The 18,556-nt window shown below is 37.2% G+C and carries 17 protein-coding genes; 7 read left to right on the forward strand and 10 right to left on the reverse strand.

The window, feature by feature from the left end:
• Nucleotides 1-37 precede the first annotated feature (37 nt).
• Together MM236_RS15460 and MM236_RS15465 are read right to left on the reverse strand one after the other, a co-directional pair.
• Nucleotides 38-496: a GyrI-like domain-containing protein gene (locus MM236_RS15460; RefSeq protein ID WP_241275896.1), complete on the reverse strand. Its 459-nt coding sequence runs from the start codon at nucleotides 494-496 to the stop codon at nucleotides 38-40.
• A 227-nt stretch (nucleotides 497-723) separates the two neighbouring features.
• Nucleotides 724-1,113, reverse strand: coding sequence for a hypothetical protein (locus MM236_RS15465; protein ID WP_241275897.1), 390 nt, complete (start codon nucleotides 1,111-1,113; stop codon nucleotides 724-726).
• Nucleotides 1,114-1,405: 292 nt separating this feature from the next.
• Here MM236_RS15465 and MM236_RS15470 point away from each other — a divergent pair, with 292 nt between their 5' ends.
• Both MM236_RS15470 and MM236_RS15475 read left to right on the forward strand, forming a co-directional pair.
• Complete coding sequence (locus MM236_RS15470; RefSeq protein ID WP_241275898.1) at nucleotides 1,406-2,005, forward strand: TetR/AcrR family transcriptional regulator; 600 nt, start codon at nucleotides 1,406-1,408, stop codon at nucleotides 2,003-2,005.
• Between the two features lie 605 nt (nucleotides 2,006-2,610).
• Nucleotides 2,611-4,020, forward strand: a complete 1,410-nt coding sequence (locus MM236_RS15475) for an alkaline phosphatase (RefSeq protein ID WP_241275899.1) — start codon at nucleotides 2,611-2,613, stop codon at nucleotides 4,018-4,020.
• 76 nt (nucleotides 4,021-4,096) lie between these two features.
• Here MM236_RS15475 and MM236_RS15480 read toward each other — a convergent pair whose 3' ends face one another.
• Nucleotides 4,097-5,104, reverse strand: a complete 1,008-nt coding sequence (locus MM236_RS15480) for a glycoside hydrolase family 43 protein (protein ID WP_241275900.1) — start codon at nucleotides 5,102-5,104, stop codon at nucleotides 4,097-4,099.
• Nucleotides 5,105-5,457: 353 nt separating this feature from the next.
• Nucleotides 5,458-6,351, reverse strand: a complete 894-nt coding sequence (locus tag MM236_RS15485; protein WP_241275901.1) for a glutamate--tRNA ligase family protein — start codon at nucleotides 6,349-6,351, stop codon at nucleotides 5,458-5,460.
• A 101-nt stretch (nucleotides 6,352-6,452) separates the two neighbouring features.
• Here MM236_RS15485 and MM236_RS15490 point away from each other — a divergent pair, with 101 nt between their 5' ends.
• Complete coding sequence (locus tag MM236_RS15490) at nucleotides 6,453-7,196, forward strand: hypothetical protein (RefSeq protein ID WP_241275902.1); 744 nt, start codon at nucleotides 6,453-6,455, stop codon at nucleotides 7,194-7,196.
• Between the two features lie 9 nt (nucleotides 7,197-7,205).
• Here the strand turns inward: MM236_RS15490 and MM236_RS15495 are convergent, their stop codons facing one another.
• Complete coding sequence (locus tag MM236_RS15495) at nucleotides 7,206-7,682, reverse strand: DUF4442 domain-containing protein (protein WP_241275903.1); 477 nt, start codon at nucleotides 7,680-7,682, stop codon at nucleotides 7,206-7,208.
• 106 nt (nucleotides 7,683-7,788) lie between these two features.
• On the opposite strand from MM236_RS15495, the gene MM236_RS15500 reads away from it, so the two are divergent.
• Nucleotides 7,789-8,595: a M48 family metallopeptidase gene (locus MM236_RS15500; RefSeq protein WP_241275904.1), complete on the forward strand. Its 807-nt coding sequence runs from the start codon at nucleotides 7,789-7,791 to the stop codon at nucleotides 8,593-8,595.
• Nucleotides 8,596-9,292: 697 nt separating this feature from the next.
• Here the strand turns inward: MM236_RS15500 and MM236_RS15505 are convergent.
• The 4 genes from MM236_RS15505 to MM236_RS15520 form a co-directional block, all read right to left on the reverse strand.
• Nucleotides 9,293-10,099 carry a 3'-5' exonuclease gene (locus MM236_RS15505; protein WP_241275905.1) on the reverse strand — a complete coding sequence of 269 codons (807 nt, stop codon included), beginning with the start codon at nucleotides 10,097-10,099 and terminating at the stop codon, nucleotides 9,293-9,295.
• 1 nt (nucleotide 10,100) lies between these two features.
• Nucleotides 10,101-11,471: a UDP-N-acetylmuramate--L-alanine ligase gene (locus MM236_RS15510; protein WP_241275906.1), complete on the reverse strand. Its 1,371-nt coding sequence runs from the start codon at nucleotides 11,469-11,471 to the stop codon at nucleotides 10,101-10,103.
• Between the two features lie 238 nt (nucleotides 11,472-11,709).
• Nucleotides 11,710-12,732: a cytochrome d ubiquinol oxidase subunit II gene (locus MM236_RS15515; protein WP_241275907.1), complete on the reverse strand. Its 1,023-nt coding sequence runs from the start codon at nucleotides 12,730-12,732 to the stop codon at nucleotides 11,710-11,712.
• A 2-nt stretch (nucleotides 12,733-12,734) separates the two neighbouring features.
• Complete coding sequence (locus MM236_RS15520; protein ID WP_241275908.1) at nucleotides 12,735-14,036, reverse strand: cytochrome ubiquinol oxidase subunit I; 1,302 nt, start codon at nucleotides 14,034-14,036, stop codon at nucleotides 12,735-12,737.
• A 190-nt stretch (nucleotides 14,037-14,226) separates the two neighbouring features.
• Between MM236_RS15520 and dnaB the strand changes: the two genes are divergently transcribed.
• Nucleotides 14,227-15,816: a replicative DNA helicase gene (gene dnaB, locus MM236_RS15525; RefSeq protein WP_241275909.1), complete on the forward strand. Its 1,590-nt coding sequence runs from the start codon at nucleotides 14,227-14,229 to the stop codon at nucleotides 15,814-15,816.
• A gap of 588 nt (nucleotides 15,817-16,404) precedes the next feature.
• A complete protein-coding gene (locus MM236_RS15530; RefSeq protein WP_241275935.1) occupies nucleotides 16,405-17,406 on the forward strand; it encodes a zinc-binding dehydrogenase in 1,002 nt (333 codons plus the stop codon).
• A 2-nt stretch (nucleotides 17,407-17,408) separates the two neighbouring features.
• On the opposite strand, the gene MM236_RS15535 is transcribed toward MM236_RS15530, so the two are convergent.
• On the reverse strand, nucleotides 17,409-17,741 hold the full coding sequence (locus MM236_RS15535) for a tetratricopeptide repeat protein (RefSeq protein ID WP_241275910.1): 333 nt from the start codon (nucleotides 17,739-17,741) through the stop codon (nucleotides 17,409-17,411).
• Between the two features lie 76 nt (nucleotides 17,742-17,817).
• Here MM236_RS15535 and MM236_RS15540 point away from each other — a divergent pair, with 76 nt between their 5' ends.
• Entirely contained in the window at nucleotides 17,818-18,555 is a 738-nt protein-coding gene (locus MM236_RS15540) for an electron transfer flavoprotein subunit beta/FixA family protein (protein ID WP_241275911.1), read from the forward strand.
• Nucleotide 18,556: the final 1 nt, after the last annotated feature.

Genomic DNA, 18,556 nt, shown 5'->3' on the forward strand with positions numbered 1-18,556 from the left:
TTAAGATAGCAGTTGAGAATCCCTTCAGCCATTTTGATTATTTTACGGCTATAAATATGTCAATTTCGGCTGCTTCTTGGTTTTGGGATTTTTCTCCATAAACTTCAAAATCAGCTGTGTAGCGCCTTGGTAAATCTGAATTCCAAATTTTCAACCATTCCTCATATACGATATTATCCTCTAAGTTACCTTTTGCAGTGAACTTCTTATAGGTTTTGCTTTCAATTTTTTTTCCTACCATTCCTTCCGGAATACTTTCCAAGGAACTTACTTTACAGCCTAATATGGCTGTGTAAGGACGAGTATGATCTTTTTCGTAATCAGTGTAAATACAATAAACCGAATCTTCGATTCTATTGGGGATTTTTGCCATGATGCTTTCCTCAAAAAACTTCCCCCAAATCGCAGGCATATCTGTAGCTGCTTGACTATTTTCATTTGAGGTTCTTACAGAGATTCCGATTACCATAAAAGGCTCTAAAGTGATGTTATCCATTTCTATTTTTTTTGTTCGATGGTAAAACTAAGAAGCTTCTGTGACAGCCCTATGTCAAGGGTTTCCAAAACTTTTACTTTTCAGGAAAATAGTGAAGCAAACTTTTTCATAGTTGATTGCCATATTTCAGTTTGACGGAATCTTATAAACATGAAAGTTTGAACAATCACTAAACTATAAAATCATTTTTAAAGACTCACAAATGATCTTGAAGCAAAAAAAAATCTCTATAAGAAATATGTCAAGCTTCTACCGTTTTTATCTGATTTGATGATATTATTGTTTTTCAAATGAGAAAGCCGGACCGAAATTGATTTTTCGATTTTTTTCAATTCAATTTTTGGTTCAAGCACTTGCAAATGATTCAGAATATCTTGCTTGTCACCTGATTTGATTTCATTCAATGCATACAATATTTTCTTATCCATTTTCAGTTTGCTCGAATAAGAATTGGGTATTTCCTTATCTATAGTTGGAGTGAAGCTATAATTAGCTGTAGAAAAATCGGTACCTGTAATAGCATTTAAGGCTACTTCAACTTTTTCCAATTCTTGCTTCAAGCTTTCCCTTTTTGATTTAAGGAACATTATTATTTCCTCTTCTGATACCTCTCCCATAACTGATGAATATTTTGAATAATTGGATAAATATAAGTATTCCTTGAAATGGCCTTTTAGTTACTTAAATAAAATTGCCACCACACAGCAAAAGTATAATTAATATATTTTAATCTATGTGTTTTTTTAAATAAATATTGATTAATCAAATTTCGATCAAACTCTATGAGAGTGCTTATCGTAGGTAAAAGTGGTGTCATACTAAAAAGAAATAAATTAATTGCGTTACTAAATTCTTTAAAAAGGATATTCGATTTTGAATTTCATTAATAAAAAAAGCAAAGCTATAATTATGGATCATAGAGAAAAGGAATTGAAGTTATTTTTGGCAATCGAAGAACTTTTTCTAACTAATGGACATGTGTCACTTGGTATTAATAGAGTAGCAAAAAAATCAGGTTTAGATAAGTCTTACATTTATCGAAAATATGGTTCTTTTGAGAGCTTACTTGAGAAGTATTTCAAACAAAAGGACTTCTGGTCAACCAAAGTCGATCAAATGAGCCAAGCCATCATTCCTGATAGTCCTTTTACTTTCAAACAGATTATTGATTTTTATTTGCATAAGCAATTCGATTCTATTTTGTCGGATGAACAGCTGCAAAAACTGATGATTTGGAGTATTTCCGAAGAGAATGATCTGATGAAATCATTTGTATCAAAAAGGGAAAAGGTAGGAGAAGGTCTGTTTGAAATGTCTGGAGAATTTTTGAAAGATTTACCCATCGATTTCAGGGCTGTTTCTGCAATAAATGTTGCTGCCATCTATTATCTATCCTTACATGCCGCAACTAATAATGGTACTTTCTGTGGTTTGAATCTGAATGATAAAGAAGATCAAGACAAAATCAAGAAAGCAATTTCTTATATCAATGGTGTATTTTTGAAATAAGTTTTAAGCTTTTATGTATGACCGCAATATTTACCCATGACAAATCAATAATCATTCAGTCATGAAATTTTAAAAAAAATATAAAATGCTACAATCCAATTTGTTGCGTATTTTTTTAGTATTTTTTTTTATAAATTAAAATAAGATAAAATAAAAATAATTATATTTAAATATTGATCTGAAAGGTTTGATGAAACTCTTGGTGTTAGCTTCAAGAAGTTTCAAAACTAAAAGAACACAATAATTTAATTTCAATTAGAAAAAGTACTTCAAAATTTTAGATACAGCGGTTCCTTTTTTCATTTAATAGAAAATGGTTTCACCCATTTTGCACAGCCTGTAAAATTTATTTGCAGGCTGATTTTTGTTTTGGTAAGAAGGCAAAAATCAAAGCACTTTTGAATAATTACTTCCTGTCATTTTTAACAACATCCAAATTAAAGAAGACCAATGAATGCAACAAAAAGTACATCCATTGGTCTTTATCCCATAGAACATTTCAACATTATCATTCTTAACATTTTCCTAATCGCTCAATTCCAAAATTCTACAAGATTCGCTTTACCTTCGGTATTTATCATTCACATTTTACAAATATTTCACCAATGAGAAGACGGGATTTCTTTAAAAATGGACTTCTAACTACAGTAGGTTTCAGTGTATTGGGTTCAAGACCAATCATTGCAAAACCGAATCACTATGCTGCTGACAAAGCTAAAAATATTATTTTCTTGGTTTCCGACGGTATGAGTTCAGGGACTTTGAATATGGCAGATCTATTGATGCGTCACAAATTAGGCAAAGCATCAAACTGGATTTCTCTATATGAATCAGGTACTGTAAGGAGATCCTTGATGGATACAGCTTCTGCAAATTCCTTCGTGACAGATTCCGCAGCTGCGGGTTCTGCATGGGGTGGAGGCAACAGGGTAAATAATGGTTCACTGAATATCGGTCCAAACGGTGAAGAATATAGACCTATTCTACAAAAATTCAAAGAAGAAGGAAAGGCAGTTGGCTGTGTGACTTCAGTACAGATTACACATGCTACTCCAGCTTCTTTTTGTGTAAATCAAAACAGCAGAAATTCCATGCCGCAAATAGCAGTGGATTATCTCAAGCTGAAATTTGATGTGATGATGGGAGGGGGGCGTGAGTTTTTTGATCCTTCCAAGCGCTCGGATGGGAGAGATTTGTATTCAGAATTTGAAGGAAATGGTTACGAAGTCGTAAAGGATAAATCGGAAATGCTAAATGCGACAGGCACAAAACCTGTGTTGGCAGTTTTTTCGGAAGATGGCTTACCTTATGCGATTGATAGGGAAAACAATGAAGAACTGAAAAAGTCCATCCCAAGCCTGGCCGAAATGACTAAAAAGGGGATTGAGTTGTTGAGCAAAAATCAGAATGGTTTTGTGATGCAAGTAGAAGGAGGTAAAGTGGACTGGGCAGCCCACGGTAATGATGCCTCAGCCTTGCTTTATGATCAAGTTGATTTTGACGAAGCAGTAGGAGTAGCGATGGATTTTGCGATGAAGGACAAAAATACTCTCGTCATCATTACCACAGATCATGGCAATGCAAACCCAGGATTGTTCAACCCAGGACCAAAGAATGTGAGGTTCGAAAGCATTTTTGATTCAAAGTGCTCAAATGAATTTTTATTGGGTCAAATCAAAAAAGAAACTTCCGCTTCGCAAGTAATTGATATGGTCAATCATTACCAAAATGTAACTTTGGAAAAAGAGGAAGCGAGTCTTTTGTTGAAGAACTTTACAGTTGGGGAAAATGGACTATACAACACCAATAATCTTCCTGTGGAGGTTTTTGGAAAAATTCTTTCAAAGCACAATGCAATAAGTTGGGCACATACTAATCATTCTGCAGATTTTGTGGAATTAGCAGCATTTGGTCCAAGAAGTGAAAATTTGCCAGGTTTTGTGAAAAATTATGAACTACACAATTTCCTGCTGGAAGCTTCAGGAGTGAAAAGAAGTTTGTTTGCGAGTGTTTAGAATGATGTGGATATGAAAAAAGGTGAAAGAATGATATCTTTCACCTTTTTTGATTAATCTATTTTTTTAAGCGAAATCAGTCTCTTTCTTTTTGACGGAAATCAGGGAATCCGCTCGAAGTCCATTTGATGGCTCTGGCTCTTGTGGCGCGATTTGGATCTGATAGTTCATGGCCTTGGATTTCTTTGTAATCCCTCGCGTGATAGATCATGATGACTGTTTCATTGTCTTCTGCTACAGTAAAGGAATTGTGGCCTGGTCCATATCTTTCAAGATCTTCATTTGTGAAAAATACAGGTCCTGGCGATTTTACCCAATTGGAGGGATCCATCAAGTCTTTGCTTTCATCTATCCATAGCAATCCAAGGCAATAATTTTCATTGGTAGCACTTGCAGAGTATGTCACGAAAATCCTTCCATCTCTTTTGACTACTGCTGGACCTTCATTGACATTGTATTTTACTCTTTCCCAGTCGTATTCCGGCTCTGTCAATACGATTTCAGGACCAGTTAAGGTAAGTGGATCTTTCATTTCTGACATGACCAAAGCTGTACCGTGATCTCCACCACGTACATTTTGTGCCCAGATCATATACATTTTGTCATTGTGCTCAAAAACTGTGGCATCCAAAGAAAAAGAATCGATGTCTGTTTTGATTTGTCCTTCTTCTACCCAAGTACCTTCCATAGGATCTTCGGAGCTATTGGACAATACCCACATTCTGATATTCCAAATGTTTTCAGCTTCACCTGCGGCAAAATAGATATACCATTTCCCATCGATTTTATGTAACTCAGGTGCCCAAATATGGTGTCCCATCACACCTTTTTCGTGTTTGTGCCAGACAGCTTTTTCATTGGCATCCTTCAATCCATTGATGCTGTCGGCTTTTCTGATTACAATTTTGTCATATTCCGGTACTGTAGCAATCAGAAAATAGGTTCCATCAGCATTCTTATAAACCCATGGATCTGCACGTTGCTCCGCTATGGGATTATCGAATTTCATTTCTTGGGAAAATGACGGTGTGTATAATGCCATTGCAAATAGCAAAATCAAGCAATATTTTTGTAGGTTTTTCATCTGGTTATTTTCGTTATTCAAATAATTTAGGGTTTGATAAATTCAGTCGTCATAAAATTAGTGTATTTTTGACATTTAAAAAATTACATCCAAAAAATAAATGGTGTCACGTCCAGAAAACAATTGATACAATTTTTTTATACATTGTGATCTTTATTTATACTTTATGTGTACCCGCTTTTTTGTACTTAGCCAATCATTAGAATGTCTGAAAAATGATTTGTGGTTCTGTTGACTGTTGGCGATAATCCGCAACATATAAAACCTCTTCTAAGCCAACTTGCAATGTTGCGGATACACATTTTGTACTTTGTAGTGAATAACTTCTTGTTTTTTTTACCTTAAAGTCTCTTCTAAATCCCCAAATTGCTTTTGAAAGAGGCAGATGAAAAATCTTCAATACATTTGATTTCTTCTTTTAAACCGAGCATCTTTCCCAGAAGGATAAATACGTCTTCTTTCTTTTTTCCTCTTTTTCTCAAAAATTGTATTGAAGTATCGCCAGCTGATTTTGACAGCTTCTTGTTTTTCTTTCCCATTATCAAATCATGGTGATGAAAAGTAATGTTTGAAAAATTGTTTTCCCTAAGTTGCGATGCTAAGAATGATTGTGCAAATGAAGAACCGAAAAGGTCATTTCCACGAACAATAAAATCCACTCCAAAATGAATGTCATCGATAACGGATTGGAGTTGATAGGAGGGAGTACCATCTTTTTTCCTTACGACAAAATCACGCAATATCCCTGGGATCTTTTGGCTAACCCTTACCGTTAAAGTTTTGATTGTTACTTCATTTTGAATAGGAGTAATGATTCGAAAGCTGGTATCTTGACGGTCATGGGGAACATTTAGGGATTGGCAATGCCCAGTGTAGAAACCTCTGGGATGCATTTTTGCAATTTTGTTTCTACTACATTCACAAGCAAATATTAATTTTTTTCCAATCAATTCATCAATGCTTTTTTTATACAATTCCAACCTGTGGTGTGCCGAAAAATTGTGCTCAAAATCTTTCAGGTTTTTAGGTCCCAAATCGAAACTTATCTCAAGAAAATCCAATGTGTCAAAAATATCTTGGATGTACTTTTTCTTTATCCTTTCAGAATCCAAATCATCAATACGCAATAGAATTTTCGATTTGTATTTATTGGCCAGAGAATAGGTAAGTAAAAAGGAGTAGAGATTTCCCAAATGTAAAAACCCGCTGGGAGTAGGTGCTATGCGTGTAAGCTTAAAGTTCTCCATTCTCAAATTTAAAAATTAATTCATGTATAACATTTCAAGGACTTAAAGAATTTTAACAACATTAATTTTTTAAGGTCAAATTTGAAGGATACATTCGTAACGTGAAATCTACATTCTTCATTTGTCTCTTTTGTATTGCTTTTTGCAAGAGTTTAATTGCCCAGACTATTACTGGGAATGTGATCGATGGTTTTGATAAGGGCTATTTGGAAGATGTGGTGGTAATCAATCTTGCCAATGGTGATCAAAGTATTACAAATACGCGTGGGTACTTTCGCGTAAAAGGTAATTCAGGTGATTCTTTATCTATCATCAAAGAACATTACATTCCACATGGTGTAAAAGTCGGTACGGATACACATATTATAATTGAGATCAATTTGAATGCTCGGCTTTTGCCAAGGTTTGATGTATATGGGGAGAAGTATAGGATATCTATGTCCATGGATGGAAGTGTCAGCCCTACAGGCATGAGAGGCTTGACGGATAGGAAAGCTGGGCCAGGGAAAGTCTATCTTGGCATGTCCGACAATCCGGGTCTCGCTCCAGCGATTACTATCGATGGGCCAATCTCTTATTTTATGAAAAGCGAGAGACAAAAGCGGCAATATGCAAGAAAATTAGCCTTTTTGGCCAGGCAGCAAGATTATCTCGAATTGATTCAATCGGATTCAGTCATGACAGCTTTGAAATCAGAATATAACCTTAGCAATCAAGATTTGGACGATTTGATAATTGAATTCAATCTTCAAAATAGAGACCACCAATTCTTAGATATGAATTGGAAAATGGTTGAGCAGCGTTTAATTGATTTTTTTGACAGAAGAACTGGAAGAAAAAGGTAGAATTTAGTCTCATTTTCTTTTGAATGACCAAGTAACAAAAAATCTAGCGACAACCTCACTTTGGGGATTGTACCCAGTAGAAATCATAGTGAGTTTGTCACTTTCACCAGGTTGAAGCTTGTCGATGATTGTCTCTAATTCAATTCCTTGTTCACATTTAAATGTGATTTTTTGGTTCGCTTTTTTGTGGAATTCAGCTTTGAAGTCCACTACCAGCATACTGTACCGACCCTTCCCAGCCATAGAAAGCTGGCAAAGCGCACCAGTGCTTAATTCGGCCGCACCAGCAAGAGCTGCAAAATAAATTGATTTGAATGGATTTTGGCTTCTCCAGAAAAAGGGAATCGTTACCTCACAGGAATTACTGTCAAGTTTTTTTATTTTCAATCTCCAAAATATCGCTGAAGGGAGTTTGAATAACATTGCCCACCAAAAAATAAACGGGTTTGTCATTTTTTTTAAATAGCTACGTGCCTCTGAAGTCATTTTGAATGGGTTTATGAATAATAATCTTCAAATTAATCAAAAATTATAAACAGTCTTTTGAAATGGCATCTTTTTTGGGCATTTTCGCAAAAATATTCATATTGTTATGTTAAAGAAAATATCGATTTTGTTGTTGATAGGAGTCATTACATATTCCTGCGCTAAAGTTCCTTTTAGTGGACGTAATCAACTTAACCTTGTCAGTAATGGAGAGATCCTACCAATGTCATATGATCAATATGACGAAGTATTAAAGTCAAGTAAGCTTGTGACCAATACTGCTGAAGGTCAGATGGTAGCCAGAGTAGGCAAGCGAATTGCATCAGCAGTAGAAAAATATATGCGTGAAAAAGGTTATGAAAAGGAATTGGAGGGCTTCCAATGGGAATTTAACCTTATAGAAAGTGAGCAGGTCAATGCATGGTGTATGCCAGGTGGAAAAGTTGCTTTTTACACTGGAATCATGCCGATTTGTAAAGATGAGGCTGGTGTAGCAGTTGTGATGGGGCATGAAGTTGCTCATGCTGTTGCAAGTCATGCTCGCGAGAGGATGTCAAATGGTTTGGTTTTGAATGGTTTGCTGGGAGGTGTACAAGTAGCGATGGGACAAAATCCAACCTTAACACAAGGAATATTTTTGCAAGCAATAGGTTATGGAGGTCAATTGGGTATGTTGAAATTCTCAAGAAGACATGAACTAGAAGCAGATCAACTTGGACTTAACTTCATGGCATTAGCTGGTTATGATCCAAGAGTTGCGCCATCATTTTGGGAAAGAATGAATGCTGGTGCAGAAGGAACTAGACCACCTGATTTCTTGTCTACTCACCCAGGGCCAGACAAAAGGATTCAGGAATTGAACAAACAAATGCCGGAGTCTATGGCATACTATGAAAAAAGTAACAAACAGTAATGATAAAAAAAGCCAGATCTAAACGATCTGGCTTTTTTTTGAACAAAGTTTTAGGACCAAGTATGAAGTAAAAAGTACAAAGTAAGAAGAAATAGCAAATAAGTCTTTTAGTGCGTCAGCCAACCTTCTAACTTCCAAACTAAGAGATATCAAATGAATCTTCTATTGCGTCAGCCAATTTTGTAATCTTCCAATCTTTTGAAAGAAGTATGAAATACAAAGTAAAGAGATAGCAGGCGGATATTTTAGTGCGTCAGCCAACCTTTCAACTTTGCAACCTTCCAACTTCTAAACCAACAGGATATCAAAAGAATCTTCTATTGCGTCAGCCAATTTTGTAATCTTCCAATCTTTTGAAAGAAGTATGAAATACAAAGTAAAGAGATAGCAAGCGGATATTTTAGTGCGTCAGCCAACCTTTCAACCTTCCAACCTTCCAACCTTCCAACTTCTAAATCAAAAGATATCAAATAGATCTTCTATTGCGTCAGCCAATTTTGTAATCTTCCAATCTTTTGAAAGAAGTATGAAATACAAAGTAAAGAGATAGCAAGCGGATATTTTAGTGCGTCAGCCAACCTTTCAACTTTGCAACTTTCCAACCTTCCAACTTCTAAATCAAAAGATATCAAATAGATCTTCTATTGCGTCAGCCAATTTTGTAATCTTCCAATCCTCCAATCTTCCAATCCTCAATCTACCCCCTATTGAAACTCCTCAACTTCACCTGTGTGAATTTTCTCTTGGTGTCTAAAGGAAAATCACCTTTCATCATCCAGTCGTAGTAGGAAGGTTCTTCTTTTAGAACTTGGGCAATTGTTTTTCCTTTATGTTTGCCGAAGTTAAAGCATTCTTCTCCTTCACCATTGAAAATGAACCTTCCAGCTAGGTCAACCATTTTCTCGTTGAGTAAGGTGTGGATTTTTTTCATGTCATTTTCAAAAACCCCCAGTTTGTTGCCCAACAAATCAGCAGCTTCTTCTCCATTGTATCTTTCAATCTGTGCTTTGAACACTTCATATGTAGCGATAGTGTCAGCCTCTGCACTGTGAGCATTTTCCAAAGTTTTCCCACAATAGAATTTATAGGCAGAGCTCAGATTTCTTTTTTCCATCAGGTGGAAGATTTTCTGAGCATCAAGTAAATTCCTTTTCTCAATGTCAAAATCAATCCCTGCACGCAAAAACTCCTCTACCAACAATGGGATGTCGTATTTCAATACATTGAATCCAGCCAAATCAGCACCTACAAAAAACTGGTGTAGTTCCTGAGATGCCTCTTTGAAAGTAGGGGAATCTTTAATGTCTTTGTCATAAATGCCATGAATCAATGACGATTCCAATGGAATTGGGATTGTCGGGTTGATCTTCATGGTTTTGATTTCTTCTTTCCCTCCAGGATGAACTTTTACGATGGAGATTTCTACAATTCTATCGGTAGAAATATTTATGCCTGTGGCCTCCAAGTCAAAAAAGGCAATTGGAGATTTTAGATTTAAATTCATTTTATCGTTTTTGATTGATTTTGTTTTTTAATATAGTAAGATCCATATCGTCATAATTCCCTGAACTCATCAAAAGAAGGTTGGTATGGAGATATGTTTGTTCTTCAAGGTAAGCTTTCAAAAGGGAGATGTCGGTAAAAAGTTTCAAGTCTTTTCTTCGGAAGCCTGTTCTTAAGGTTTCTTCATCCATCAATTCCAGCTTTTTCAAAGATACAGCTTTTGGGTTTAAATAGATAATTGCCTCGTCTGCCATATCAATGGTATGTGCATAATTATCTATAAATTCTTTGTTTAGAGAACTGTATGTATGCAGCTCCTGTACAGCAATCAGCTTTCTTTCTGGAAATTGGTTTTTCACAGCTTCTACGGTTGCTTTGAGTTTGGAGGGAGCATGCGCAAAATCCCTGTACAAAATACTGGAATCGGAGCTTGCTAAGATTTCCTGTCTTTTAGCCGCGCCTTTGAAACTCTGGATATGCTTATAGAATGTTTCAGCACTTACTCCGATGCTATTGCAGATGTACAAAGCACCTTGCAGGTTTTGAAGGTTATGATCCCCAAAGATGTGGATTGGGATTTCCCCTTTTTCAGTTTGAAGTATGGTTTTCCCCCCTTCTATATTGCTGGGATGGGAATTATATGGCTGTAACTTAACGCCTGCTATTTGGCAACCTTCTCCAATTCTTTTTACAATTGGATCTTTTTCGCAATAGATAAATGTACCGGTAGGAGGAGTCATTTCTACAAGTTTTTCAAACTGCTCCACATAATTTTCAAAGGTTGGAAATACATTGAAATGATCCCATGCAATTCCAGACATCAAAAGAATATCATGTTTGTAATGGAAAAATTTCGGTTTTCTATCCAAAGGAGAGGTTAGATATTCATCTCCTTCGATGATGATAATTGGAGCATCTGACAATTTTACCATCAAATCAAAGCCTTCAATTTGGGCCCCTATCAAATAATCAAAATCAATACCCTCACTTTTCAGGACATGCAAGATGATTGCGGTTATACTCGTTTTACCATGGCTTCCTGAGATAACTATTCGCTTTTTTTCCTTGCTCTGATTGTAGATAAATTCTGGAAACGAATATACCGGGATCCCAAGTTCTTGTGCTCGGATCAATTCTGGATTTTCTTGCCGAGCATGCATCCCCAAGATGATTCCGTCAAGATCTTCTGAGATTTTTTCTGGAAACCATCCCTTTTCTTTTGGTAAAATCCCTGCTTTTTCCAGCCTAGTTCTGGATGGTTCGTAGATTTCATCATCTGATCCTGTTACGAGATATCCTTTTTTGACCATGGAGAGTGCTAGATTGTGCATTACAGCCCCACCAATTGCTATGAAATGATACTTTTTAGACATGCTTTTAATTACTTGTAATTAATAATTGTAAATTTCTTTTTAACCTTCAATCTCAACGAAATGATCAAATCGGATTGCAATAAATGATTAGTATTGTTTTGTATACAAAGATGTATTCTTGTCGCTAGCCTAACAAACATCCGTAGTTTAAACCTGCATGGCTACCATTAACCAATAAACTATTTGCCAAGTCAACCAATAACTAATTCAACTAATTCAACTAATTGTAAAACAAAGATTAAGATTTTTCCAGAACCTTTATCATCTTGAAAGATTTCATCAAATGAAACAACCCCGGTAAGATAACAGCCCCACCGATAATCAACATCCATCCCAAATTTGTGATTGTGGCTTGAGGTGCCATGTTTTCAAGCAAACTTATTTCCTTATCAGCTGTAATGATAAAATAAGGAAAATGCGTAACAATAGCAGCGAAGAGAATAAGTACAACCTGAATGCCTGCCATGTTGCGACTGGCTATCCGTCTTTGTGCCCTGATGAATTTCCACAATGGGAACAGTAATATTCCGGAAATTACAACCGAAAGGATTGCAATGGGGTTTTCTATAAAATCACGAACGAATTTGATATCATTTAAATAGCCATAAAACAACAGGACAAACCCCAAAAGGACAAGCGTGATGGTGAAAATGGCAGAGCTTTTACTAAAGTGGTTTCTTGCAACTCCCTCTGATTCTCCAATCAAAAGTGTTGCTGCAAGAAAGGCACAAAGTGCTGCATAAAATAAGCCTACCAATAGCCCAAAAAGATTCAGCCATGGATGGATAAAGAAATCATAGAAATTTGAGTCTGGATACGCTTCCAAAGTGATGATTTTGCCACTAATTAATGCCCCAAAGGACAAACCTAAAAAAACTGGTGTGATAAAACTCCCTATTCTAAAGAGCCAATTATACCAAAATTGTGATTGATCAATGACTGCATCATAATGTCTGAAAACAAAAGCCACCCCTCTAATCGTAATCCCAAGTAATACCAATGTGAGAGGTATGTGGAGATAGACGACCATAATGTTGAAGTAAGCGGGAAATGCAACCCAAAGAATCACCAACATGATGATAAGCCAAATATGATTAGCTTCCCATACTGGTCCGATGACCCTATAAATGATATCTCTGGTGTGGGGTCTGTTTTTGCGTGAAGCAAATAATTCTACAATTCCAGCCCCAAAATCAGCACCACCGAGCATGACATACAAGAGCAGTGAAAAAAGAAGGAAAAACAAAACTACATAAAGCATGATCAGTTTGGATTTTGGTTAAGGGCTTTGATTTGACGGTTCATCAGCCAAGTTACAGTGACAGCCAGCAGGGAATACATGCATAAGTAGAAATAGAAACTATACTTCATGCCAGGCATAGGGGTTACAGCATCTTTGGTCAGCATGATTTGATGGATTATCCATGGTTGCCTTCCCACTTCAGTGACCACCCATCCTGCTTCTATCGCTACAAATCCAAGTGGAGCCATTAGCACAAAAAGCAACCAATAATATTTATTTTTCTCCCAGTTTTTCTTCTTGAGACTGACAAGGTAAATCAATCCTGCCAGCATCAATACAACACCTAAGCCAACCATGATTTGGAAAGCATAATGTACAATGGCTACAGGGGGATGTTCTTCTTTAGGGAAATCATTGAGTCCTTTTACTTCAGCATCAAAATCTCCAAAAGCCAAAAAAGAAAGGGCTTTTGGGATAGCAATTTTATGCGTCACCTTTTGTTTTTCTACATCTACTATACCTCCTATATACAGCGGTGCGCCTTTTTGCGTCTCAAAATGAGCCTCTAGGGCCGCAAGTTTGACAGGTTGCCTTTCAGCTACATCTTTGGCAGAGATATCGCCACTGATTGGTTGCAAAAATGCCGCTACAGTGCCTATAATAATTGTAATTTTAAATGCTTTTTTGTGTAAGTCAACATTCCTGTTTTTGTAAATCTGATAAGCATGAATACCAGCAACGCCAAAACTTGTAGCCACAAAAGCAGCCAAGGTCATGTGAAGCGCCTGTGTGAACCATGCCGGATTTAGAAAAGCTTTGACAGGATCAATGTTTGTAAATTCCCCATTGATATAGTCAAAACCAGAAGGTGCATTCATCCAGCCATTGGCTGATACTACTAGAATGCCTGAAGCGACACCAGAGACCCCTATGATTATTCCGGTAAACCAATGGAACTTCTCAGGTAATTTGTCCCATCCATAAAGATAAAAACCCAATGCAATAGCTTCCACAAAAAAGGCTGCTCCTTCGAGAGAAAATGGCATTCCTATGATTGGCCCCGCATGTTTCATGAATTCAGGCCAAAGCATTCCCAATTCAAAAGACAGCGCAGTGCCAGAAACAGCTCCTGTCACAAAAAAAATCGCAACCCCTTTTAGCCATGACTTTGTTAGTTTTTTGTAAACAGGGTTTCTGGTTTTCAAGTATTTGTAATGAGAAACCACCATAAAAAATGGCATAACCATTCCAATACAGGCAAATATTATATGAAAGCCTAGGGTGAAGGCCATTTGTAAACGAGCGTAATCGAGATTTTCCATAGCTATGGTTTGTCATTCAAATATAAAGGTTAAAAAAATTAAGAGAGCAGATACCCCGAAATAACTCGCGATTTTTTAAATCAAGCGGATGCATATTATAGGATTGATTCTCCGTTATTTAAGAGGGGTGTTGATAACTCGTGCATAAATTGTTCAAAACCTTATTGATAAACAGACTACATTTGTCTATATGGCAGACAATAAAATACAAGGAAAAGATAGGTTGGCAGGTAGAAGAAAGCCAGACTTAGCAGGCATATCAGGAGTGGGTAAATTGCCCCCTCAGGCAGTGGAGTTGGAAGAGGCAGTATTGGGTGCATTGATGCTTGAGAAAGATGCATTGACCCAAGTAGTTGATATATTGAGACCAGAGAGTTTTTATAAAGAAGCCCACAAGGAAATATACAATGCAATCATCGATCTTTTTACCGAAAGTCAACCTATTGACTTGTTGACCGTCACCAATCAGCTTAGGAAGAAAGGCAAATTGGAAATGGCGGGTGGTGCATTTTTTATCACTGAATTGACCTCAAAAGTTTCTTCGGCAGCCAACCTTGAGTTTCACTCCAGGATTATCACAGAGCAGGCTATGAAGCGTGACATGATCCGAATAGCTTCAGATATTCAAAAAGAAGCTTTTGAAGATACCACCGACGTTTTTGAACTTTTGGACAAAATGGAACAGTCACTTTTTGAGATTTCGGAGAAAAATATCAGAAAGAATTATTCCGATATGCGCTCGATCATGAAAGCTGCAATTATGGAGTTGGAAGCTAGGAAAGGTCAAAAAGATGGTTTGACAGGTGTTCCAAGTGGGTTTACAGCTTTGGATAGAGTTACCTCAGGTTGGCAAAAATCTGATTTGGTGATCATCGCAGCAAGACCTGCGATGGGTAAAACAGCCTTTGTTCTTTCTGTTTTAAGAAATGCAGCTGTGGATCACGAAAGACCCGTGGCGATATTTTCTCTGGAAATGTCCTCAGTTCAGTTAGTGAACAGGTTGATTTCCTCAGAAGCTGAGTTGGATTCCGAGAAGATCAAAAAAGGAAATCTTGCAGATTATGAATGGGAGCAATTAGTCCATAAAACTGCCAAACTTTCAAAAGCTCCACTTTTCGTAGATGATACTCCTGCATTGTCAATTTTGGAATTGAGGGCAAAATGTAGAAAACTAAAAGCCCAACATGATATACAGATGATCGTAATCGATTACTTGCAGCTGATGTCTGGAGATTCCAAGTCAAGTGGAGGAGGAGGAAACCGTGAACAAGAGATTGCAAGTATTTCCCGGTCATTGAAAATGATTGCAAAGGAATTGGCAGTCCCTGTGATAGCACTTTCCCAGTTATCTAGAGCTGTGGAGACAAGGGGAGGAGACAAGAGACCACAACTTTCGGATTTGAGGGAATCAGGAGCCATCGAGCAAGATGCAGATATGGTAATGTTTCTTTATCGACCGGAATATTATGGAATCAACGAAGATGAAGATGGAAACTCTACCATGGGGGTTGGTGAAGTTATTATCGCCAAGCATAGAAATGGTTCTTTGGAGACCGTGAAATTGAGGTTTATCGGTAAGTACACAAGATTTACCGATTTGGAAATGAACGTACCTTACAAACCACAAGATGCACTTTATGGAAGTAAATTCCCAAGCAGTGCAGGAGGTCAAGATTTCGATTCAGGAAACACCATTCGCCTACAATCAAAAGCAAACGGAGGGGATAATGATGCTCCATTCCCAGGAGGATTTGGCAGCGACGAGCCAGCGCCTTTTTAGAAGAGAGATTTTAGATGTGAGATTTTAGAGTCAAGAACCAAGACACAATATTTGAAACAAGAGTGTGAGACCTCAGTGAAACGAGAGGCAATAACCACGAACATGCCCTGAAAGGGCTTATGATCCAAGCATCGGGTCAAGACCCGATGTCTAAAAAGATTTCAGTTGAACGTTTGCCCTGAAAAGCCTGTCCCGCATCCTTATCGGGAGGCAATTGAAAGGCTATCGAAAATAAAGAGAAGTCAATAAAAAAAGTGTCAACGAATTTCAGGACATGACAAAATGTTAAGATGTAAGAAAAAAGAGTCAATTAAATGAAGGACACGACAATAGATCGCATAGTTGAAGAAAGGTGCCAGAAATGATAAACGAAAAAGGTGAGAGATAGAATCATATGGACAGGAGAGAAAGATCTCTTTGCAATTCTAAATACTGGCTGCTAGTGGTCGAAATGACTTGAAAATCACTTTACCCTGATCAACCGATAACTCATCAAACTTATAATCAGTTTTCCATCCAAGAAACTTTCAATCCGCCGCGGCGGACAAGCTCTTAAAACCTTACAACCTTTATAACCTTTCCAAAATGATGAAATCAATAGTTCTAAATACCACACTGGAAGATAAAATAGAAATTTCGGAGATTGAAATCCCTAAGATTGGACCAGATGAAGTGCTTGTGAAAATACATGCTGCAGCACTCAACCATCGGGATGAATGGTGTAGACAAGGCTTATATCCAGGTTTGAAGAATGGTATTGTAATGGGTTCTGATGGTGCAGGAGTAGTTTTTGAAGTGGGTGCTGATGTTGATCAATCGAATATTGGAAGGGAAGTGATCATCAACCCAGCCAATCATTGGGGAGATAACGAGCATGCACAATCCAAAGATTTTTCGATTCTTGGTATGCCTGAAAATGGAACTTTGGCTGAATACGTGAAAGTAAAGTTAGACAGAATCCAACCGAAGCCTGAATATTTAAATTGGGAAGAAGCTGCAGCACTGCCTCTAGGGGGATTGACAGCTTACAGAGCATTGATGGTTCAAGGAAGATTGCAAAAAGGAGAAAAAGTATTGGTGACCGGTTTTGGAGGTGGAGTTGCACAATTTGCAGCTCAATACGCATTGGCCAATGGAGCGGAAGTGTATGTTAGCAGCAGTTCTGAGAATAAATTGGAAGTGGCCATAAAACTAGGAGCAAAAGGTGGTTTCAATTATAAAAAGGAAGATTGGGCTAAAGAAGCGCTAGAGCTTACTGGAGGATTTGATTTGATCATTGACAGCGCGATGGGGGATACTTTGGGGAATTTGATTCAAGTTACCAAGCCAGGAGGGCGTATCGTATTTTACGGAGCAACAAAGGGAAATCCAAAGGAAGTCGATGCCAGGAAAATATTTTGGAATCAAATACACCTGATCGGTAGTACAATGGGTTCTGATATTGATTTTTCAGATATGCTGAAGTTCATAGAAGTTAACAAAATCACACCTGTAATTGATCAGATTTTCTCTGTAGAGAAAGCAGTAGCTGCTTTTGATAGGATGAAATCAGGACAGCAATTAGGCAAAATAATTGTGAAATTCGTCTGAAATCAGAATAAATCTTGGTCAATAAGAAAGTTTTGGTAAGAATTTTGAAGTTCCCCAAGCGCGTGTGAATTTTGTTGTACTTTGGCAAGGGCAATACCATCTTCATAAATCTTTTTTGCTTCTTCAATCAAATTCAACTCTGCGCATAAAGATGCAGCATGATAATAAGTTGGAAGATAAACTTTGTAGTCAATTAAGAGTTTATTAAAGTATTGAAGTGCTTCTTGAGGATCATTGTTTCTGAATTCCAAAGCTAGGGCATACCAATTGAAGGGATTTTCGGGCTCCAGTTCTGCATAACTTTTGAGAGTTTCGATGCGGGACAAATTGCTCATGAATTCTTTTTTTAATTAAAGGCTTAATCACTAAATTCACGCAATTTAAATAAATTAAATAACCTAAATATACATAATGAAAATTCTTGTCTGTATTACGCACGTACCGGATACTACTTCCAAAATTCAATTTACCGATAATAACACGAAATTCGATAAGAATGGCGTACAGTTTATCATTGGTCCTTATGACGACTATGCACTTGCAAGAGCAGTAGAGCTGAAGGAGCAATTGAATGCAACGCTTACTGTATTGAACGTAGGAGAAGCAGAGACAGAACCTACTTTGAGAAAAGCTTTGGCAATAGGTGCCGATGATGCGATCAGAGTTAATTCTTTTCCCAAAGATTCACTTTTTGTAGCCAAGCAAATCACTGCAATAGCTAAAGAAAATAATTATGACCTTATCTTAATGGGTAGAGAGTCTATTGATTTTAACGGCGGTATGGTACATGGAATGGTGGGTGAAATGTTGGGGATACCGTCCATTTCTCCAGTTATGAAGTTGGAAATAGAAGGGACTACAGTCAAAATGGCCAGGGAGATAGAAGGTGGAAAAGAATATTTGGAAGCAAGTTTACCTCTTATAGCAGGATGTCAAGAGCCAATAGCTGAGTGGAAAATCCCAAATATGAGAGGAATCATGTCTGCCAGAACAAAACCTCTGAATGTCGTAGAGCCGGTTGACGAGAGCACAGCCACTGAAGTAATGCAGTTTCAACTTCCTCCAGCAAAAGGAGCGGTAAAATTAGTTGATAAAGACAATGTTGAAGAACTTGTTAAGTTGTTGAAAAACGATGCCAAAGTACTTTAAT

It is taken from the genome of Belliella calami, assembly GCF_022549695.1.
Lineage (GTDB): Bacteria > Bacteroidota > Bacteroidia > Cytophagales > Cyclobacteriaceae > Belliella > Belliella calami.